The organism is Nocardiopsis metallicus, from assembly GCF_014201115.1.
Lineage (GTDB): Bacteria > Actinomycetota > Actinomycetes > Streptosporangiales > Streptosporangiaceae > Nocardiopsis > Nocardiopsis metallicus.
This window is the reverse complement of record NZ_JACHDO010000001.1, coordinates 2074131-2089304: the sequence shown is the minus strand read 5'-3', so window position 1 is coordinate 2089304 and position 15174 is coordinate 2074131. Positions and strand designations below refer to the sequence as shown.

The 15174-nt window shown below is 71.6% G+C and carries 13 protein-coding genes and 1 pseudogene; 5 read left to right on the top strand and 9 right to left on the bottom strand.

Annotated elements, in window-relative coordinates; all coding sequences use genetic code 11:
• Positions 1–5: 5 nt before the first annotated feature.
• The 5 genes and pseudogenes from HNR07_RS08920 to HNR07_RS08900 all read right to left on the bottom strand — a co-directional run bounded on the left by HNR07_RS08920 (position 6) and on the right by HNR07_RS08900 (position 4355).
• Positions 6–707, bottom strand: coding sequence for a haloacid dehalogenase type II (locus HNR07_RS08920; protein WP_184364260.1), 702 nt, complete (start codon positions 705–707; stop codon positions 6–8).
• Positions 708–743: 36 nt separating this feature from the next.
• Positions 744–1571 (bottom strand): annotated as a pseudogene (locus tag HNR07_RS08915) (hypothetical protein).
• 36 nt (positions 1572–1607) lie between these two features.
• On the bottom strand, positions 1608–2315 hold the full coding sequence (locus tag HNR07_RS08910; protein ID WP_246420196.1) for a hypothetical protein: 708 nt from the start codon (positions 2313–2315) through the stop codon (positions 1608–1610).
• 84 nt (positions 2316–2399) lie between these two features.
• Complete coding sequence (locus HNR07_RS08905) at positions 2400–3401, bottom strand: iron-siderophore ABC transporter substrate-binding protein (RefSeq protein WP_184364258.1); 1002 nt, start codon at positions 3399–3401, stop codon at positions 2400–2402.
• Positions 3402–3587: 186 nt separating this feature from the next.
• Positions 3588–4355 carry a siderophore-interacting protein gene (locus HNR07_RS08900; RefSeq protein ID WP_184371774.1) on the bottom strand — a complete coding sequence of 256 codons (768 nt, stop codon included), beginning with the start codon at positions 4353–4355 and terminating at the stop codon, positions 3588–3590.
• A gap of 233 nt (positions 4356–4588) precedes the next feature.
• Between HNR07_RS08900 and HNR07_RS08895 the strand changes: the two genes are divergently transcribed.
• Both HNR07_RS08895 and HNR07_RS08890 read left to right on the top strand, forming a co-directional pair.
• The gene (locus tag HNR07_RS08895) at positions 4589–6388 is read left to right on the top strand and encodes an ABC transporter ATP-binding protein (RefSeq protein ID WP_184371771.1); all 1800 of its coding nucleotides are present in this window, start codon (positions 4589–4591) and stop codon (positions 6386–6388) included.
• Entirely contained in the window at positions 6385–8196 is a 1812-nt protein-coding gene (locus HNR07_RS08890; protein WP_184364256.1) for an ABC transporter ATP-binding protein, read from the top strand. The genes HNR07_RS08895 and HNR07_RS08890 overlap by 4 nt, the downstream gene beginning before the upstream one ends.
• Before the next feature lie 224 nt (positions 8197–8420).
• Here the strand turns inward: HNR07_RS08890 and HNR07_RS08885 are convergent, their stop codons facing one another.
• Positions 8421–8921: a hypothetical protein gene (locus HNR07_RS08885; RefSeq protein WP_184364254.1), complete on the bottom strand. Its 501-nt coding sequence runs from the start codon at positions 8919–8921 to the stop codon at positions 8421–8423.
• Between the two features lie 181 nt (positions 8922–9102).
• Positions 9103–9522, bottom strand: a complete 420-nt coding sequence (locus HNR07_RS08880) for a winged helix-turn-helix transcriptional regulator (RefSeq protein ID WP_246420195.1) — start codon at positions 9520–9522, stop codon at positions 9103–9105.
• A 117-nt stretch (positions 9523–9639) separates the two neighbouring features.
• Here HNR07_RS08880 and HNR07_RS08875 point away from each other — a divergent pair, with 117 nt between their 5' ends.
• Complete coding sequence (locus tag HNR07_RS08875) at positions 9640–10497, top strand: SDR family oxidoreductase (RefSeq protein ID WP_184364252.1); 858 nt, start codon at positions 9640–9642, stop codon at positions 10495–10497.
• A gap of 39 nt (positions 10498–10536) precedes the next feature.
• On the opposite strand, the gene HNR07_RS08870 is transcribed toward HNR07_RS08875, so the two are convergent.
• A complete protein-coding gene (locus HNR07_RS08870; RefSeq protein ID WP_184364250.1) occupies positions 10537–11058 on the bottom strand; it encodes a hypothetical protein in 522 nt (173 codons plus the stop codon).
• A 167-nt stretch (positions 11059–11225) separates the two neighbouring features.
• The gene (locus HNR07_RS08865) at positions 11226–12146 is read right to left on the bottom strand and encodes a ketopantoate reductase family protein (protein ID WP_184364248.1); all 921 of its coding nucleotides are present in this window, start codon (positions 12144–12146) and stop codon (positions 11226–11228) included.
• Positions 12147–12363: 217 nt separating this feature from the next.
• On the opposite strand from HNR07_RS08865, the gene HNR07_RS08860 reads away from it, so the two are divergent.
• Together HNR07_RS08860 and HNR07_RS08855 are read left to right on the top strand one after the other, a co-directional pair.
• Positions 12364–13893 carry a fatty acyl-CoA synthetase gene (locus tag HNR07_RS08860; protein WP_184364246.1) on the top strand — a complete coding sequence of 510 codons (1530 nt, stop codon included), beginning with the start codon at positions 12364–12366 and terminating at the stop codon, positions 13891–13893.
• Between the two features lie 53 nt (positions 13894–13946).
• Positions 13947–15173: a low temperature requirement protein A gene (locus HNR07_RS08855; protein WP_184364244.1), complete on the top strand. Its 1227-nt coding sequence runs from the start codon at positions 13947–13949 to the stop codon at positions 15171–15173.
• Position 15174 lies beyond the last annotated feature (1 nt).

Below are 15174 nucleotides of genomic sequence, written 5' to 3'. Positions count from 1 at the left end.
CGCGCTCAGATGGCGTCGAGCTGGATGGCCAGGTCGTCGAGGTCCTTCGCGAACAGATCGAAGGAGTCCGTCGCGCTCGGCGGATCCCCGACGGGGCGTTCGACGTAGGCGGTCCGCATCCCCAGCGCCTGGGCACCGCGCAGGTCCCAGGCGTGCGCGGCGACCATGAGCAGGCGCTCGGGCGGGCAACCAGCGTTGGCGATCGCGAGCCGGTAGACCTCGGGGGCGGGCTTGTAGCCGTGTGCGTCCGCTGCCGAAAGCATCTGGTGCCACCGCAGTCCGGCATGCGCGTTGATCCGGGTGAGCGCCGCGTGGTCGGCGTTGGACAGGCCGACCACGGGGTAGCGCGAGGCGAGCCGCCCCAGCGCCCGGGCGGAGTCCGGCCACGGGTCCAGCCGCAGCGCGGCGGCGGCCAGCGAGCGCACGGCTTCTTCCTCTTTCTCGTCCCCGATCCCGACCGCGGCCGCCACGCGGGCCGCGGCCTCCCGGTCGACCACCGCGCTACCGGCGTAGGGGCGGCGGCCCGCGAGCATCTCCCGCTGCTGCTCGCCCACGTGCCGGTGCCACAGCTCGACCAGTTCCTCCGCCCGCGCGTCCCCGATGTCCGGCAGGAGTTCCCGAAAGCCGCGCCGGAGTCCGCCGGGCTCGTCGACCATGGTCCCGAGCACGTCGAAGACGACCAGGTCGATGTCAGGGAGTGCGGGCATGGCAGGAGCTCCTCTGGTTCTTGTTGCGAGGATCCGTCAGCTCACGGAGACCCCGGTTCCGTCAGCGATCCTAGTGCGAGATCCGTCGGTGAACAGGCCGTCAGCGCCGAAGGCGAGCTCGGCGAAGCGGGTGCCGACGCGCTGGTGCGCGGCGGTGTCCGGGCGGAGTTCGTCGGGCAGCGGAAGTTCGGCGCGGTCCGCCTCCCCGTAGAGCTCACGGCCGTCCAGACAACCGAGGTGCGGGTCCTCGGCCGCGCGCTCGTTCACGATCCGGGAGAGCTCCTCTCTGATGGCGGTGAGCGTGAGCTCCCCGTCGGCGCGCTCCTCCGGGTCCCCGGTGGCCCGCAACTCTTTCTCCCCGGTCCGGGCCCGGCTCGACGGGGGCGTCCGCGCGCAGTGCGACGAGCTCGGTGGTCTCGTTGTGCGGCAGCCGGATCTCCACGTCCTTGACCCGGTCCGGCAGGCCGGTGAAGCGGGCGGTGCCGACCGGCCCGGTCCGGTGCTCGAAGCCGCCGGTAGCCGTGTCGATGGTCAGGGTGTCGCCGCCGGGCACGGTGGCCCGAGCGGTGAGGCGCCCGTCCACGAGCAGGTCGTACACCCCGTCGGGCGGGGAGCGAGGCCCGTGTAGACACGCTTGGTGGGAATCGTGTCCGGTTCGATCGCCCTCGCCCGGGTGCGCAGCGGCAGCCGGACACCCGAGGGCTGGGCCTCGGCCGTGGCCAGCTGCGGGTCGGTGTCGCGGGCACGGGCCCGCGCGGGTAGCCGGTGCGGCAGGACGCCGCGTTCGGTCTTGTCCAGCTCGACCGCCCCGCACAGGATCTCCATGGTGATGGGCGTGGTGGTCCAGTGCTCCGTGTGGCTCATGGGTCTTCTTTGCGTACGGGCGACGTGGAACGCGGGTCAGGCGGCGCCGGGGTAGCCGATGAGTCTTCGCATGGCGCTGGGAGGTGCGCAGGCGCGGGTGAGGGGGTCGAAGACCACGTCGTCGCGGGAGCAGTAGTACAGCCGTTGCCAGGCCTGCCAGGAGCGCTGCCGGTGGACGCTGTCGGCGTTGGACTGTTTCCTCCTGGCCTCGGCTCTGCGCAGATCCCACAGGACCAGGGCCAGACCCAGTGCGGCGTAGGTGAGGCTCATGGCCAGAGTGAGCAGGAAGCCGGTCATCTCATGGACCCCGAGGTCCATGAGGAGATAGGAGAGCGTGCCGACCAGATAGAAGAGGCCGACGGCCGCGAGGAGGGCGGTCTTCGCTGATCCGCCACCCCAACGGTGCACCAGCAGACCGGTGACCACCGCCGGTACGAGCGCGAGGACGCCGTTGACGCTCAGGGTCACTGTGGCCATCGCGAACAGGAGGATCCCGAAACCCCTGGCGAACCGGACCGGGGGCCGCGGTCCCGAGGGGAAGCTCAACTGTGCCGCGAGGCTGCTCTGGGAGCGCGTGGTGGTGCTGTGCCGCGCCTGACCGACGGTGTGGTGCAGCTGCGTGAACTGGTCCTTGGCCTGGAGCTTCGAGGAGCCGGTCGTTCGAGTGGTCGTCGTCCCGGACCGGACCACCGCGGACACCTTGGAGGTCCGGTCCTGAGCCGAGCACATCGGACAGCGAGCCATCGGTCCGTCCACCCCCGAATCACACCTGTTGTCAGTGACCCGTCGAAGAGTAGCGCCCCGCGTTGCCGCCCGGTCCCTCGGGCCTCAGCCCTCCAGGGTCTGCTGGATCATCGGGACGATCTGGTCCAGGGCGTGGTGGATGCCCAGGGTGGAACCGCTGGAGAAGGCGTCCGACAGTTCCTGGTCCTCCAGGATGATCAGGCGGCCGTCCTCGGCGGAGCCGATGCCCTGCAGGACCGGGTCCTCGTTCAGGGTGTCCACGACGTCGCCGATCGGGAAGACGATGGTCAGGTCGGCGTCCAGCTCCTCCACGAGCTCGGCGCTGAGGTCGGCGTAGAAGGCGCCGTCGGCCATCTCGACCAGTTCGGGCTTGTACTCGAAGCCCAGCTCGGCGAGCACGTCCGCGCGGGTGTCGCCGGGGACGTAGGCGCCGTACTGGCCGTCGAAGTAGGCGCCCACAGCGATGGTGAGGTCGGCGAACTCCGGGTTCTCCTCGCGGATCTGCTCGAAGCGCTCCTCCAGTTCGGTGACCAGCTCCTCACCGCGCTCCTCCTCGCCGACGACCTGGGCGACCTGGCGGGTCTGCTGCTGCCATGTGGTGCCGTAGGTGACCTCGACGCCCGGCGGCGGGCCGACCACGGGGGCGATCGGTTCGAGGAGATCGTGCCGTTCCTGGGAGTTGTCGGAGCGGGTGTCCAGGATGACGTCGGGGTTCAGGGAGGCGATGGCCTCCACGTTGGGCTCCATGGTGTCGAGCAGGACCGGCTCGGCGTCGACCAGGTCGGCGGCCCAGGGGCCCACACCGGCGCCGCCGAAGCCCAGCCAGTCGGCGACCCCGACCGGCTGCACGCCCAGGGCGAGGGCGGCCTCGGCGTCGGACCAGCCCAGGGCGACCACGTTCTCGGGGCGGTCTCCGATCTCCACGTCGCCGAAGAGCGTCTCGACGGTGACGGGGTAGCCCTCGGCCGCCTCACCGGAGGAGCCCGAGGAGGTGTCGGAGCCGCCGCCACCGCAGGCGGCGAGCAGGACGGTGGACAGGGCACCGGCGGCGACCATGCCGAATCGGGCGGGCAGACCGGGGTTCATGGGACCTCGCTGATGAAGTGAGCTTAGCCTTGCCTAAGCCGGATTCGACCAGGCTAGCGTGTTCTGTGAATGGTGTGACCAGCGGGGCGGTGCTTGTTGTCCGCCCGCGGTCGCGCTCCCAGAGGGCGCCCCCGTCTCGGCGGGCCGGAAGCGTTCGGGGCCGGGGGAAGACAAAGGTCTTCGGGTTCAGTCGACCCCGGCCACGCCCGCGCGCCAGTACCCCACGAACGTGATGTCGTCCTTGGGTACCGCGTGGTCGCGTACCAGGGCGCGGCGCAGCCCGGTGGGCAGGGCGTTCTCCCCGGCCACCCAGCAGTACGGGCGCCCCTCGGGCAGGGTCGCGGTGCTGACCGTCTCCAGGGCCAGGCGTCCCGGGGTCGCGTGCGCGTCCTCGCGCGGCAGCCAGTGCACCTCCACGCCGGGCGGGGTCTGCACGGGGCGGACGTCGCCGGGGGAGGGGACCTCCAGGTAGACCTGGGCGCGCAGGTCCCGCGGGGCCTGTTCGACGATGGACAGCAGGGCGGGCACGGCGCTCTCGTCGCCGACCAGCAGGTGCCAGTCCGCGTCGGCCGGGGGCAGGTAGTAGATGCCCTCGGGGTACAGGCCCACCTCGTCGCCCTCGCTCGCCGAGATCGCCCAGGCGGAGGCGGGTCCTCCGTCGCCGTGCGCCACGAACTCGATGTCCAGTTCCAGGGCCCGGGCGTCGAGCCGGCGCATCGTGTAGTTGCGCACGTGGGGCCGCACGTCGTCGGCCATCTCGCGGTACTCCGGGTACCAGCTGTCAGGGTCGGAGTCCGGTAGGACCAGCTTCTCCTGCCCGGGGCGCCGCAGGAAGACCCGCACGCACTGGTCCATGCCGAGGAACTCGAACCGGGCCAGGTCGGGGCCGCTGACGGTCACGGTGACGAAGTGGTCGGTGGTCCGTTCGGTGCGAACGACCCGGGCGCGGATCATCTGGCGGTGGCGCGGCGACTGGATACGCAAGCGAGGGGCCCTTCGCGGACGTGTGCGTGGACGGGGTGTGGGGCGTTCGCCCGCAAAGCCGTATGAGGTTAGCCTAACCAATATCACGGCCGCTGAAAAATCATCTCATTCACGACATAAGACTCGTCCTGTGGTCGGAGGTCATGACCGGGATGGCTACGCTGGGCCAGTTGGGACAGCAGAACCGAGGGGACGGGAAACGGATGACCGTGCGTGAGGGCCCGGACCGGCCTCCTGTGACTCCGGCACCCCCGGTTCCCGCCACCGCCAAGGCCCTGCGCTCACGTACCCTTCGCCGCCACCGCGGCCGGGTCACCCTCGGCGTTCTCCTGCTCTCCCTGCACCAGGTCTGCGAGACCCTCGTCCCGGTCGCCATCGGCCTCACCATCGACCTCGCCGTCTCCACCGGCGACACCACCGCCCTACTGTGGTGCGTGGGCGGTCTGGCCCTGCTCTTCGCCGTCCTGGCCAGCGCCTACCGCTTCGGCGCCCGCTTCACCCTCGGCGCCGTCGAACGCGAGGCCCACCTGCTGCGCCTGGAGTCCGCCCGCCGGGTCCTGCACCCCCGGGGCGAGCGCAGCGGCCTGCGCTCCGGCGAGGTCCTGGCCGTGGCCACCTCCGACGCCGAACAGGCCGCCACCTACGTGCGCGCCTGGGCCATCGGCATCGCCCAGGTCACCGGGATCGTGGTCACCACCGTCGTCCTGCTCGCCATCAACGTCCCCCTCGGCCTGGGCGTCCTCCTCGGCGTCCCGATTATGCTCCTGCTGCTGCGCGTGCCCGCCGCCCTCATCACCCGCCGCACCGAGGCCAAGCAGGCCACCGCCGCCCGCGCCACCGCCATGGCCACCGACCTCGTCGGCGGTCTGCGCGTGCTCATGGGCATCGGGGCCCGGCACAACGCGGCCCTGCGCTACCGGCGTGCCAGCGACCTGGCCCTGACCGCCTCGGTCGGCGCCGCCGCCACCAACGGCCTCTACAAGGGCCTGGTCACCGCCACCGGCGCGGTCTTCCTGGCCTGCGTCGCCGGAACCGCGGGATGGATGGCCCTCCAGGGGCACCTGACCATCGGAGAACTGGTCATCGTGGTGGGCCTGGCCCAGTTCCTCGCCGAACCCGTCCAGGTGCTCGGCATGGTCGGCCAGATGTTCGCGATCGCCCGCGCCTCCGCCCAGCGGCTGGTCCGGCTGCTCAACGCACCCGACGCCGTCAACCCCGGTGACCGCCTCCTCCCCGCGGTGCTGCCCGAGGTCCCGCCCGCCGTGGAGCTGCGGGGGGTCACCCACCGCACGCTCGACGGAGTGGATCTGACCCTGGCCCAGGGGGAGTTCGTCGGGGTGCTCACCACCGACCCGCGCGACGCCGAGGCCCTGGTAGACATCCTCGCCGGACGCGCCGAGGGCGCCGGGGGCACCACCCGGATCGGGGGTGTCCCGATCACCGAACTCGACCTCACCTCGCTGCGCGGCACCGTGCTGGTGGAGGAGCACGGCAGCACGCTGTTCGAGGGCACCCTGCGTTCCAACCTGGACCTGAGCTCCAACCCGAACCCCGGCCGCCCCCGACAGGCTGGCGACGCACAGGGCGGCGACGACGCGCCCCTGCTCACCGCCCTGGCCGCGGCCGCCGCCCAGGACCTGGTCACCGGTCACCCCGAGGGCCTCGACCGGCCCGTCACCGACCGCGCCGCCAACCTCTCCGGCGGACAGCGCCAGCGCGTCGCCCTGGCCCGGGCCCTGGCCGCCGACCCGCCGGTGCTGGTCCTGCACGACCCCACCACCGCCGTGGACGCCGTCACCGAGGAAGCCATCGCCCAGGGCACGGCCGCGCTGCGCGCCCGTCGTACACCCGGCGGTGCCACCCTCGTCATCGCCAACAGCCCGGCACTGCTGGCCCGCGCCGACCGCGTGGTGGTCCTGCGCGAGGGACGCCCGCACGCCCTGGGCACCCACACACAGCTGGCCGAGGACGACCCCCACTACCGCGAGGCGGTGCTGCGTTGAGCACGGAACCCACTACCGGGGCCGCCCCTGACGGCCCGGGCAGTCCCGGCCCCGGTCAGCCTGGTGGCCCCGAACTCCTGCCCACCGCCACCGCCCGGCGCACCTGGGCCGTGCTCGGCGACGGGATCCGGGCCGCCCCCTGGGCCGCCGCCCTGGCCCTGGCCACCGTCCTGGCGGGCAGTGCCGCCGGGCTCGTGGCGCCCTGGGTGCTCGGCTCGATCGTCGACGACATCTCCGCGGGCGCGGGCCTGGACGCCATCCTGCGCTCCGCGGCGCTCATCGCCGCGGCCGCCCTGGTCGGCGGCGTCCTTGTCGGGCTCGGCGCCTGGCAGGTCAGCCGGCTCGGCGAGACCATCCTCGCCCGCCTGCGTGAACGCGTGATGGAACGCGTCCTGCACATGCCCGCCGCCCGCCTGGAGAAGGTGCGCATCGGCGACCTGCTCTCCCGGGTCGGCGACGACGTCGCCGTGGTCACCAACGCCGTCGCCCGCAACGGCCCCGAGGTCGTCACCGCCCTGGCCATGGTCGTACTCACCACCGCCGGGATGGCCGCCCTCGACTGGCGGCTGGGCCTGGCCGGGCTGGCCGCCGCGCCCTTCTACGTCTGGGCCGTGCGCTGGTACATGCCCAGGTCGGGGCCATACTACGCCCGCGAACGCATCGCCATGGGCGAGCGCTCCCACGCCCTGATGGGGGCCCTGCGCGGCCGCGACACCGTCCGCGCCTACCGCCTGGAGGAGGAACACGAGCAGCGCATCGCCGAGCGCTCGCGCACCGCGATGCAGCTCACCCTGGACGTGTTCCGGCTCTTCACCCGCCTCGGCGCGCGGATGAACGGCTCGGAGTTCGTGGGTCTGGGCGCCGTCCTGGTCGTGGGCTTCTGGCTGGTCCGCGGCGACCTGGTCACGGTCGGCATGGTCACCGCCGCCGCCCTGTACTTCCACCGGCTCTTCGGCCCGGTCGGCTTCCTCGTGATGAACTTCAACGACGTCCAGCAGGCCGGGGCGAGCCTGGCCCGCCTGGCCGGGGTCGTGGACCTGCCGGTGGCCGACGACCCGCGCGCCGAGGAGGGCCCCGCCGGTTCCTCCCTGCGGGTGGAGCGGGTCAGCCACGCCTACGCCCCCGGCGCCCCCATGGCCCTGGACGGGGTGACGCTCAGGGTCGCCCCGGGCGAACGGGTCGCCCTGGTCGGTGCGAGCGGGGCGGGCAAGACCACCCTGGCCGCCGTGGTCAGCGGGCTGCGCGCCCCCACCGCGGGGACGGTCTACCTGGGCGGGATACCGCTGGACGAACTCGGCGAACAGCGCGTGCGCGAACACGTCTTCCTGGTCAGCCAGGAGACCCACGTCTTCGCCGGAACCCTCCTGGACGACCAGCGCCTGGCCCGGGCCGAGGCCACCGCCGAGGAGGTCGAGGCGGCCCTGGAGACCGTGGGCGCCCTCGACTGGGTTCGCGCCCTGCCCGAAGGCCTGGAGACCGTGGTCGGCGAGGGCGGTCACGCACTCACCGCCGAACAGGCCCAGCACCTGGCCCTGGCCCGCCTGGTCCTGGCCGACCCGGACCTGGCGGTGCTCGACGAGGCCACCGCCGAGGCCGGGAGCTCCGGCGCGCGCCGTCTGGAGGAGGCCGCTCTCGCCGCGACCAAGGGCCGCACCACCCTGGTGGTCGCCCACCGCCTCACCCAGGCGCAGGCGGCCGACCGCGTGGTCGTCATGGACCAGGGCCGCGTCGTCGAGGAGGGCACCCACGACGAACTCGTGGCCGGGCAGGGCCGCTACGCCCGGCTGTGGCGCAGCTGGCAGGGCTGATCCGGCTCTGACGCGGACCGGGGCGGCGGCAGTCGGGTCGTTCCAGCGCACCGCTCGGTGAATCGGCCTTCCCCGACCACAATCCCGGTGCAATGCCTCGGCGGCGCCCACCGGCCTGATGGGCCGTGCAGCGCCTCGGGCAGGGGCCGAGGACGGCCACGTGCCCTACGGGGCACGTCCGAGGCGGTGCGCCGGCGTGTACCGTCCGCGCCGGTGCCCGATGTTCAGGGAGAGCTCAGGTCGAACGGTTCGGCCTGGAAGGAGTCCTCGGTGAGGACGATGTACTCACCGCCCGGAACACACTCCCCGGTCAGGTCCACCTCCCAGGTCGGGCCGCCGCTGACGGAGCCGCCCCCGGCGTAGACCGGGTCTCCGTCGAGGATCGGGCCGACGGTCGGTTCACTGACCCCGCCCCTCTCCTCCTCCATGAGCGGCTCGACGTTCTTGGGCCACACGGGAGCAGCCGAGCCCACGGTCTCCCCGGTGGCCTCGTCCCGAAGGTTGATGATCAGGCAGCCGGGCTCGGGCAGGTACTCCAGCTCCCCGATGATCATGGCCTCCACCGCCCAGTTGAAGTCGTGTACGAGGACGCGCGGGTCGTCGCCGACGCCGATCACCTCACCCCTGCCCGGGAGGGCATCCGCCTGCCCCAGCACGCCGCCGCACGCGGTGAGAAGGGAGACGGCCACCAGGGCGAGGGGGAGGGGCGAGCGCGCTGTGGACACGGCGGGAATCACCTTTTCACCGAGATGAGCTGGACGTACATAGGACGCCGGTGATCTCCGGACGGTTCACCCGGGTTCCTCCGGCTGGCGCGTGGCGCGCAACACCCCCTTGAATCGGACAATTGTGATCTATGGCGTAAAGGTGGCGGATGTTTTTGATTCGCATCAATCTTGGATCGGGTCACCCGGGAAAGGCCGTGCTCCTGCCCTGGGTGGTGTACCCCTCGACCCAGTCCAGCAGGGGAAGCAGGAGTGCGGTGACCTCGCGGCCGTCGCTGGTCAGGCCGTACTCGACGTAGGGCGGGACCACCGGCCGGGCATCGCGGAACAGCAGGCCGTCCGCCTCCAGGGCGCGCAGGGTCTGGGCGAGCATCTTCTCGCTGATGCCGTCGATCCCGTGGCGCAGGTCGCTCCAGCGCCGGGGCCCCTCGGACAGCGCGACCAGGACCAGGACGCCCCATTTGCTGGTCACGTCGCGGAGCAGGGCGCGCTGCGGGCAGTCGGCTGGGAGCTGGCGCCCGCCGATGCGGGGGAGCCGGGTCGGCTCCGCGGCCGCGTCCTTCGTGTTCTTCCCGGTGTCCTTGCTCGCTGATGGACTCATCCTCCTAACTTACCAAAAGGTGCGTACCATCTCATTGGAATGTGCGAAAGGAGTGACTCGTTGGACAGGAAGGAACCGCCGGGAGAAGAGACCCGGCCACCGTGAAGGGAAACCCCCATGTCCGTCGTCGTCACCGGAGCCACCGGCCACCTGGGCCGCCTCGTCGTCGAGTCCCTCCTGGAGCGGGGGTACCCGGCGGCGGAGGTCACCGCCACCGGCCGGAGTATCGAAAAACTGGCCGACCTCGCCGAACGCGGTGTGACCGTCCGCCGCGCCGACTTCGGGGACCGGGCCTCACTGCGTGAGGCCTTCGAGGGCGCGGACACCGTGCTCCTGGTCTCCGGCTCCGAACTCGGCAAGCGGGTGGAGCAGCACCGCAACGCCGTCGAGGCCGCGAAGGAGGTCGGGGTCGGGCACCTCGTCTACACCAGCGCGCCCAGGGCGAGCGACACCACGCTGATCCTGGCTCCCGAGCACAAGGCGACCGAGGAGATCCTCGCCGCCTCCGGGCTGAACCACACCATTCTGCGCAACGGCTGGTACAGCGAGCTCTACGGCCAGACCCTGGAGCAGGCCCGCGCACACGGCTTCTTCGTCGGCAGCGCGGGCCAGGGGCGCATCGCCAGTGCCTCCCGCGTGGACCTGGCCGAGGCCGCCGCGGTGGTGCTGGCCGACCCCGTGCCGCATGACGGTACCGTCCTGGAGCTCACCGGAGACACCGCCTGGACCAACGACGAACTGGCCGGCTACCTCAGCGAGATCCTGGGCCGCGAGGTCGCCTACCGTGACCTGAGCTCCGACGAGCACAGGGCGGCGCTGCTCGCCGCCGGCCTGGACGCGGGGCTGGCCGACTTCCTGGTCGGGGTGGACGGCAACATCCGGGACGGCGAACTCTCCCACACCACGAGCTCACTGAGCGAACTGCTCGGCCGCCCCACCACCCCGGTGACCGAGACTCTGCGCCGCCTCGCCTGACCGCGCGCCATCCTTCCGCGCCGCCGTTGCGGCGCCGCGTCAGCACTCGGGCGGGAATTCACCGGCTCTCATCAAGGTGCCTTCGCCACCTTCGTCCGTACCCACGTACACACCATCGTCCGCTGCCAGGAGTTCGGTGTCGAAGTTCAACGCTGCGATGTCGTGCTCGGTGTCGCTGTCGAGCGCGGCGGCGGAGGTCACCCCCAGCGTGTACTCGGTGTCCGGCGAGGCCGGAACGACCCGGTAGGTCGCGGCCCCGTCGGTGTCGGTGATGTTCCAGTCCTCGCCGGGGGCGGCCAGGTCCACCTCGAGTTCGTGGCCGGGGAAGTCACGGGTGGTGCTCAGGCGCCACCCGTGGTCCTCCGCGGTCAGGTCGATCCGGGCGGGAGGGCTGTCGCCGCACCAGGAGATCATGACGACGGGGAACTGGTGGCGGGCGGAGAAGTGACCGGTGGCGACCGCGCCCACGGCACCGCCTTGGGCCATGCACGAGGTCAGGAGCAGACACGCCGGGGGCAGGAGCACCAGCCGTCTGAAGGTGGCTCTGTCGAGGACTGACATGCCGCGATTGTGCCAACCGCTGTCGCGTCGCGTGCGGGGCGGACGACGGCTGCGGTGCGTACTGGACGTGAAGAACCCAGGTCACACCGGGCCTTCGGGAAATCCTCCCCGCACTGCCGCTTCGGCGTGTCCTCCTGCGGTCGCACCGCTCAGCTCCCTGCCCGCCATCAGCCCCGGGCGGCGGAGTAGACGCTCAGGTGGGTGCGGGCCAGGGAGAACAGCGGGGTGGGAACCCCGAGCTCTCTGCCCCGGGCGACCAGGTCGCCGACGATGTGGTCGCCCTCCACCGGGTTGTCGTGGGTGAGGTCCCAGTACATGGAGGTGGAGGTCTCCCGTTCGGTGTCGGAGATGACCTTGTCGGCGAACCCCCGGATCCGGTCACTGGGCGGGTACCCGGCGGCGGTCGCCACGGCTATGGCCTCGGCGAACATTCCGGCGCTGAACTCCGAACCGCCCGGTGCGCGGTTGACCCGGCCGATAGGGGCTCGCATCAGGCAGGTGACGGCGCCCAGACTGGCCAGGAAGACCCACTTGTCCCACATCTCCTGGCGGATCTCCTTGGTGGGCCGGGCGGTGAACCCCGCCTCCTCCAGGGCGCCGTGGACCTGGTCCAGGCCGATCACGGGGGAGTCGGAGAGCGGGCCGTAGACGAGCTCGCCCATCTTCCCGACCTCCACGATGCCGCCCCGCTCGTCCAGGCGGGTCATCACCATGCACACCCCGCCGTAGACGCGGTCCTCGCCGAAGCGTTCGACCAGGACGTCCAGATGGCGCATGCCGTTGAGGAAGGGCACCACCACGGTCCGCGGTCCCACCGCCGGGGCGAGGTCCTCGACGGCGCCCTCCAGCCCGTAGGACTTGACCGAGAGCAGCACCAGGTCGTAGTCGGCGGTGAGCTGGTCCTTGGTGACCGCCCGGACGCGGATGTTCTCGGTGCTCCCGTCCACGGAGCGGATGTTCAGGCCGTGCTCGTTGAGGAGCTCGGCACGGGCGGGCCGCACCAGGAAGTCGACGTCGCGCCCGGCCTGGACGAGCCGCCCGCCGAAGTAGCCGCCGACCGCTCCCGCACCCACGACAAGGATCCTCATGTCACTCCCAGCTCACCCAGCCCGATGAATCAGGCAAAACGTATGACGATGGGACACCCGCCCGCAAGAGGCGTCCTGCCAGCCTGTGGACAACGTGTCCGGTCGGCGCCGGAACCGCGGAGAGCTCGGGGCTTGCGCGGATCCGGCGGGCCGCAACAGGATGGTCCTGTGTTCGCGGCCCGCCCCCGGGCCTTGCCGTCGGTAAGAGACAGGTGCCATGACCGTTCTGACGACCTCCAGCCGCGTGGACGACATCCTGCGGCGGAGCGCGGCCCGGACCCCCGCCAGCACCGCGCTGGTCTTCGGTGACCGGGAGTGGACCTACGCCGCACTGGACGACGCGGTCACCCGGGCCGCCGCGCGGCTGCTGGGGCTGGGGGCGGTCAAGGGCGACCGGGTCGCGGCCTACGGGAAGAACTCCGATGCCTACCTGATCGGCTACCTGGCCTGTGCGCGGGCCGGGCTGGTGCACGTACCGGTCAATTTCGCCCTCCAAGGCGAGGAGCTCGCCTATCTGTTGGAGCAGTCCGGCAGCACGGTGGTGCTGGCCGATCCCGCGCTGTGTTCGGCCGTGGACGCCCTGCGTGCCGAGACCGGGGTGGAGCAGGTCCTGGAACTGCGGGACGGCCCCGGGTCGCTGCTGGCCGAAGCCTCCGAAGGGCCGGTGCCGGAGCTGGACGTGCGGGTGGCCGACACCGACCTGGTCCAGCTGCTCTACACCTCCGGTACCACCTCCCGGCCCAAGGGCGCCATGATGACCCACCGGGCGCTGGTGCACGAATACCTGTCGTGCCTGGTCGGACTGGACCTGGACGCCGGGGACAATCCGCTGCACGCGATGCCGCTCTACCACAGCGCCCAGATGCACGTCTTCCTCATGCCGTGGCTGGCGGTGGGCGCCCGCAACACCCTGGTGGAGGCGCCCGACCCCACCGACCTGCTGAACCGGATCGAGGCCGACGGCCACGGGGCGTTCTTCGCGGCCCCGACGCTGTGGGTGGCGATGGCCAACCACCCCGCTTTCACCGACCGGGACCTGTCCAGCCTGCGCAAGGCCTACTACGGGGCCTCCATCATGCCCGGCCCGGTCCTGGACAAGCTCCGCTCCGCCCTGCCCGGACTGGGCTTGTACAACTGCTTCGGGCAGAGCGAGATCGGCCCGCTGGCCACCGTGCTGCGTCCCGAGGAGCACGCGGACCGGCCCGCCTCGGCCGGGCGCTCGGCGCTGTTCGTGGAGCTGCGGGTGGTGGACGACAAGGGCGAGGGCGTCGCCCCGGGCGAGCTCGGCGAGGTGGTCTACCGCTCACCCCAGCTGTGCCTGGGCTACTGGGACAAACCAGAGGAGACCGAGGAGGCCTTCCGCGGCGGCTGGTTCCACTCCGGGGACCTGGTGCGCGCCGACGCCGAGGGCTACATCGAGGTGGTCGACCGGATCAAGGACGTCATCAACACCGGCGGCGTGCTGGTGGCCTCCCGGGAGATCGAGGACGTGCTGTTCGCCCACCCGGGCGTGGCCGAGGCCGCGGTGGTCGGGGTGGCCGACGACAAGTGGATCGAGGCGGTCACCGCCTACGTGGTGCCCGCCCCCGGGGCCGACACCGAAGCCCTGCCGGACCTGCTGATCGAGCACGTGCGCGAGCGCCTGGCCCCGTTCAAGGTGCCCAAGGCGGTGCGGGTGGTCACCGAACTGCCCCGCAACGCCTCGGGCAAGATCCTCAAACGCGAACTCCGCGACCGCGGCGCCTGACCCGGGGCGGGATCCCTCGACATGGGTAAATCCCCGGGCTGACAATGCCGTGCATGGGAATCTTGCGCGACGGACTGCGGCTCACGGGGCGAGACGCGTCGGTGACCCCGATGGAACTCTTCTTCGACCTCGTGTTCGTCTTCGCGCTGATCCAGGTCACCCAGTTCATGGCGACCGACCTGAACTGGCACGGGGTGCTGCGGGGGATGCTCCTCGTCGCCCTGCTGTGGTGGAGCTGGGTCTGCTTCTCCTGGGTGGCGAACCTGGTCAAGGCGGACGAGGGCACCGGGCGGCTGGCCATGTTCGTGGCCATGGCCAGCATGTTCGTGTTCGCCCTCGCTATCCCCGAGGCGTTCGACGATGCGCCGGGCGGTCTCTCGGGGCCCGTTCTGGTGGTCGGCTGCTACTTCGTGTTCCGCATGGTGCACCTGGTGCTGTTCTGGTTTGTTTCCGCGGGTGACCCCGATCTTCGGAACCAACTGTGGCGGTTCCTCCCGTCGATGCTGCTCGCGACCTTCCTGCTGCTGCTCGCCACCCGGACCGAAGGCGCCGCGCAGACGGCCCTGTGGGCGGTGGCGCTGGCGGCCGACTACCTCGGGAACTACATCGCGGGCTCGCGGGGCTGGCGGATCATGTCGGTGGGGGCCTTCGCCGAGCGGCACGGGCTGATCCTGATCATCGCGTTGGGCGAGTCGCTGCTGTCGATCGGTTTCGGGGTGTCCGGGCTGGCGATGACGTGGCCGATCGTGGTGGCCGCCGCGCTCGGACTGGGGCTGGCCGGGATGCTGTGGCGGGCCTACTTCCAGGTGAGCGCGCCCAGGGCCGAGCACGCCGTGGCCGCGCTGCCGCCCGGACGCCGGGAGCGGGTGGCGCGTGACGCCTACAGTTATCTGCACCTGCCGCTGGTCGCCGGGATCCTGCTCACCGCCCTGGGGCTCAAGAAGGCCCTGGCGTACGTGGGCGACCCCGGGTACCGCCTCGCGGATCCGCTGACCGGTATCCCCCTGGTGGTGCTGGTGGGCGGTGTCGTGCTCTACCTGCTGGGGCAGATCGTGTTCACGCTGCGCACCGTCGGGACGTTCAACGTCAAGCGGGTGGCCGCCGTCGGGGTGCTGCTGGTGCTGCTGGCCCTGGGGCCGATGCTCCCGATCCTGGTCACTCTCGCGCTGTTGACACTGGTTACCGCGGGTGTGGTGCAGTTGGAGGTGCGCCGTGCACGCCAGGAGGACGCCCAGGCGCACGCCCGAGCGGACACCCGGAGCGACGCGCACGGCGGGTGAG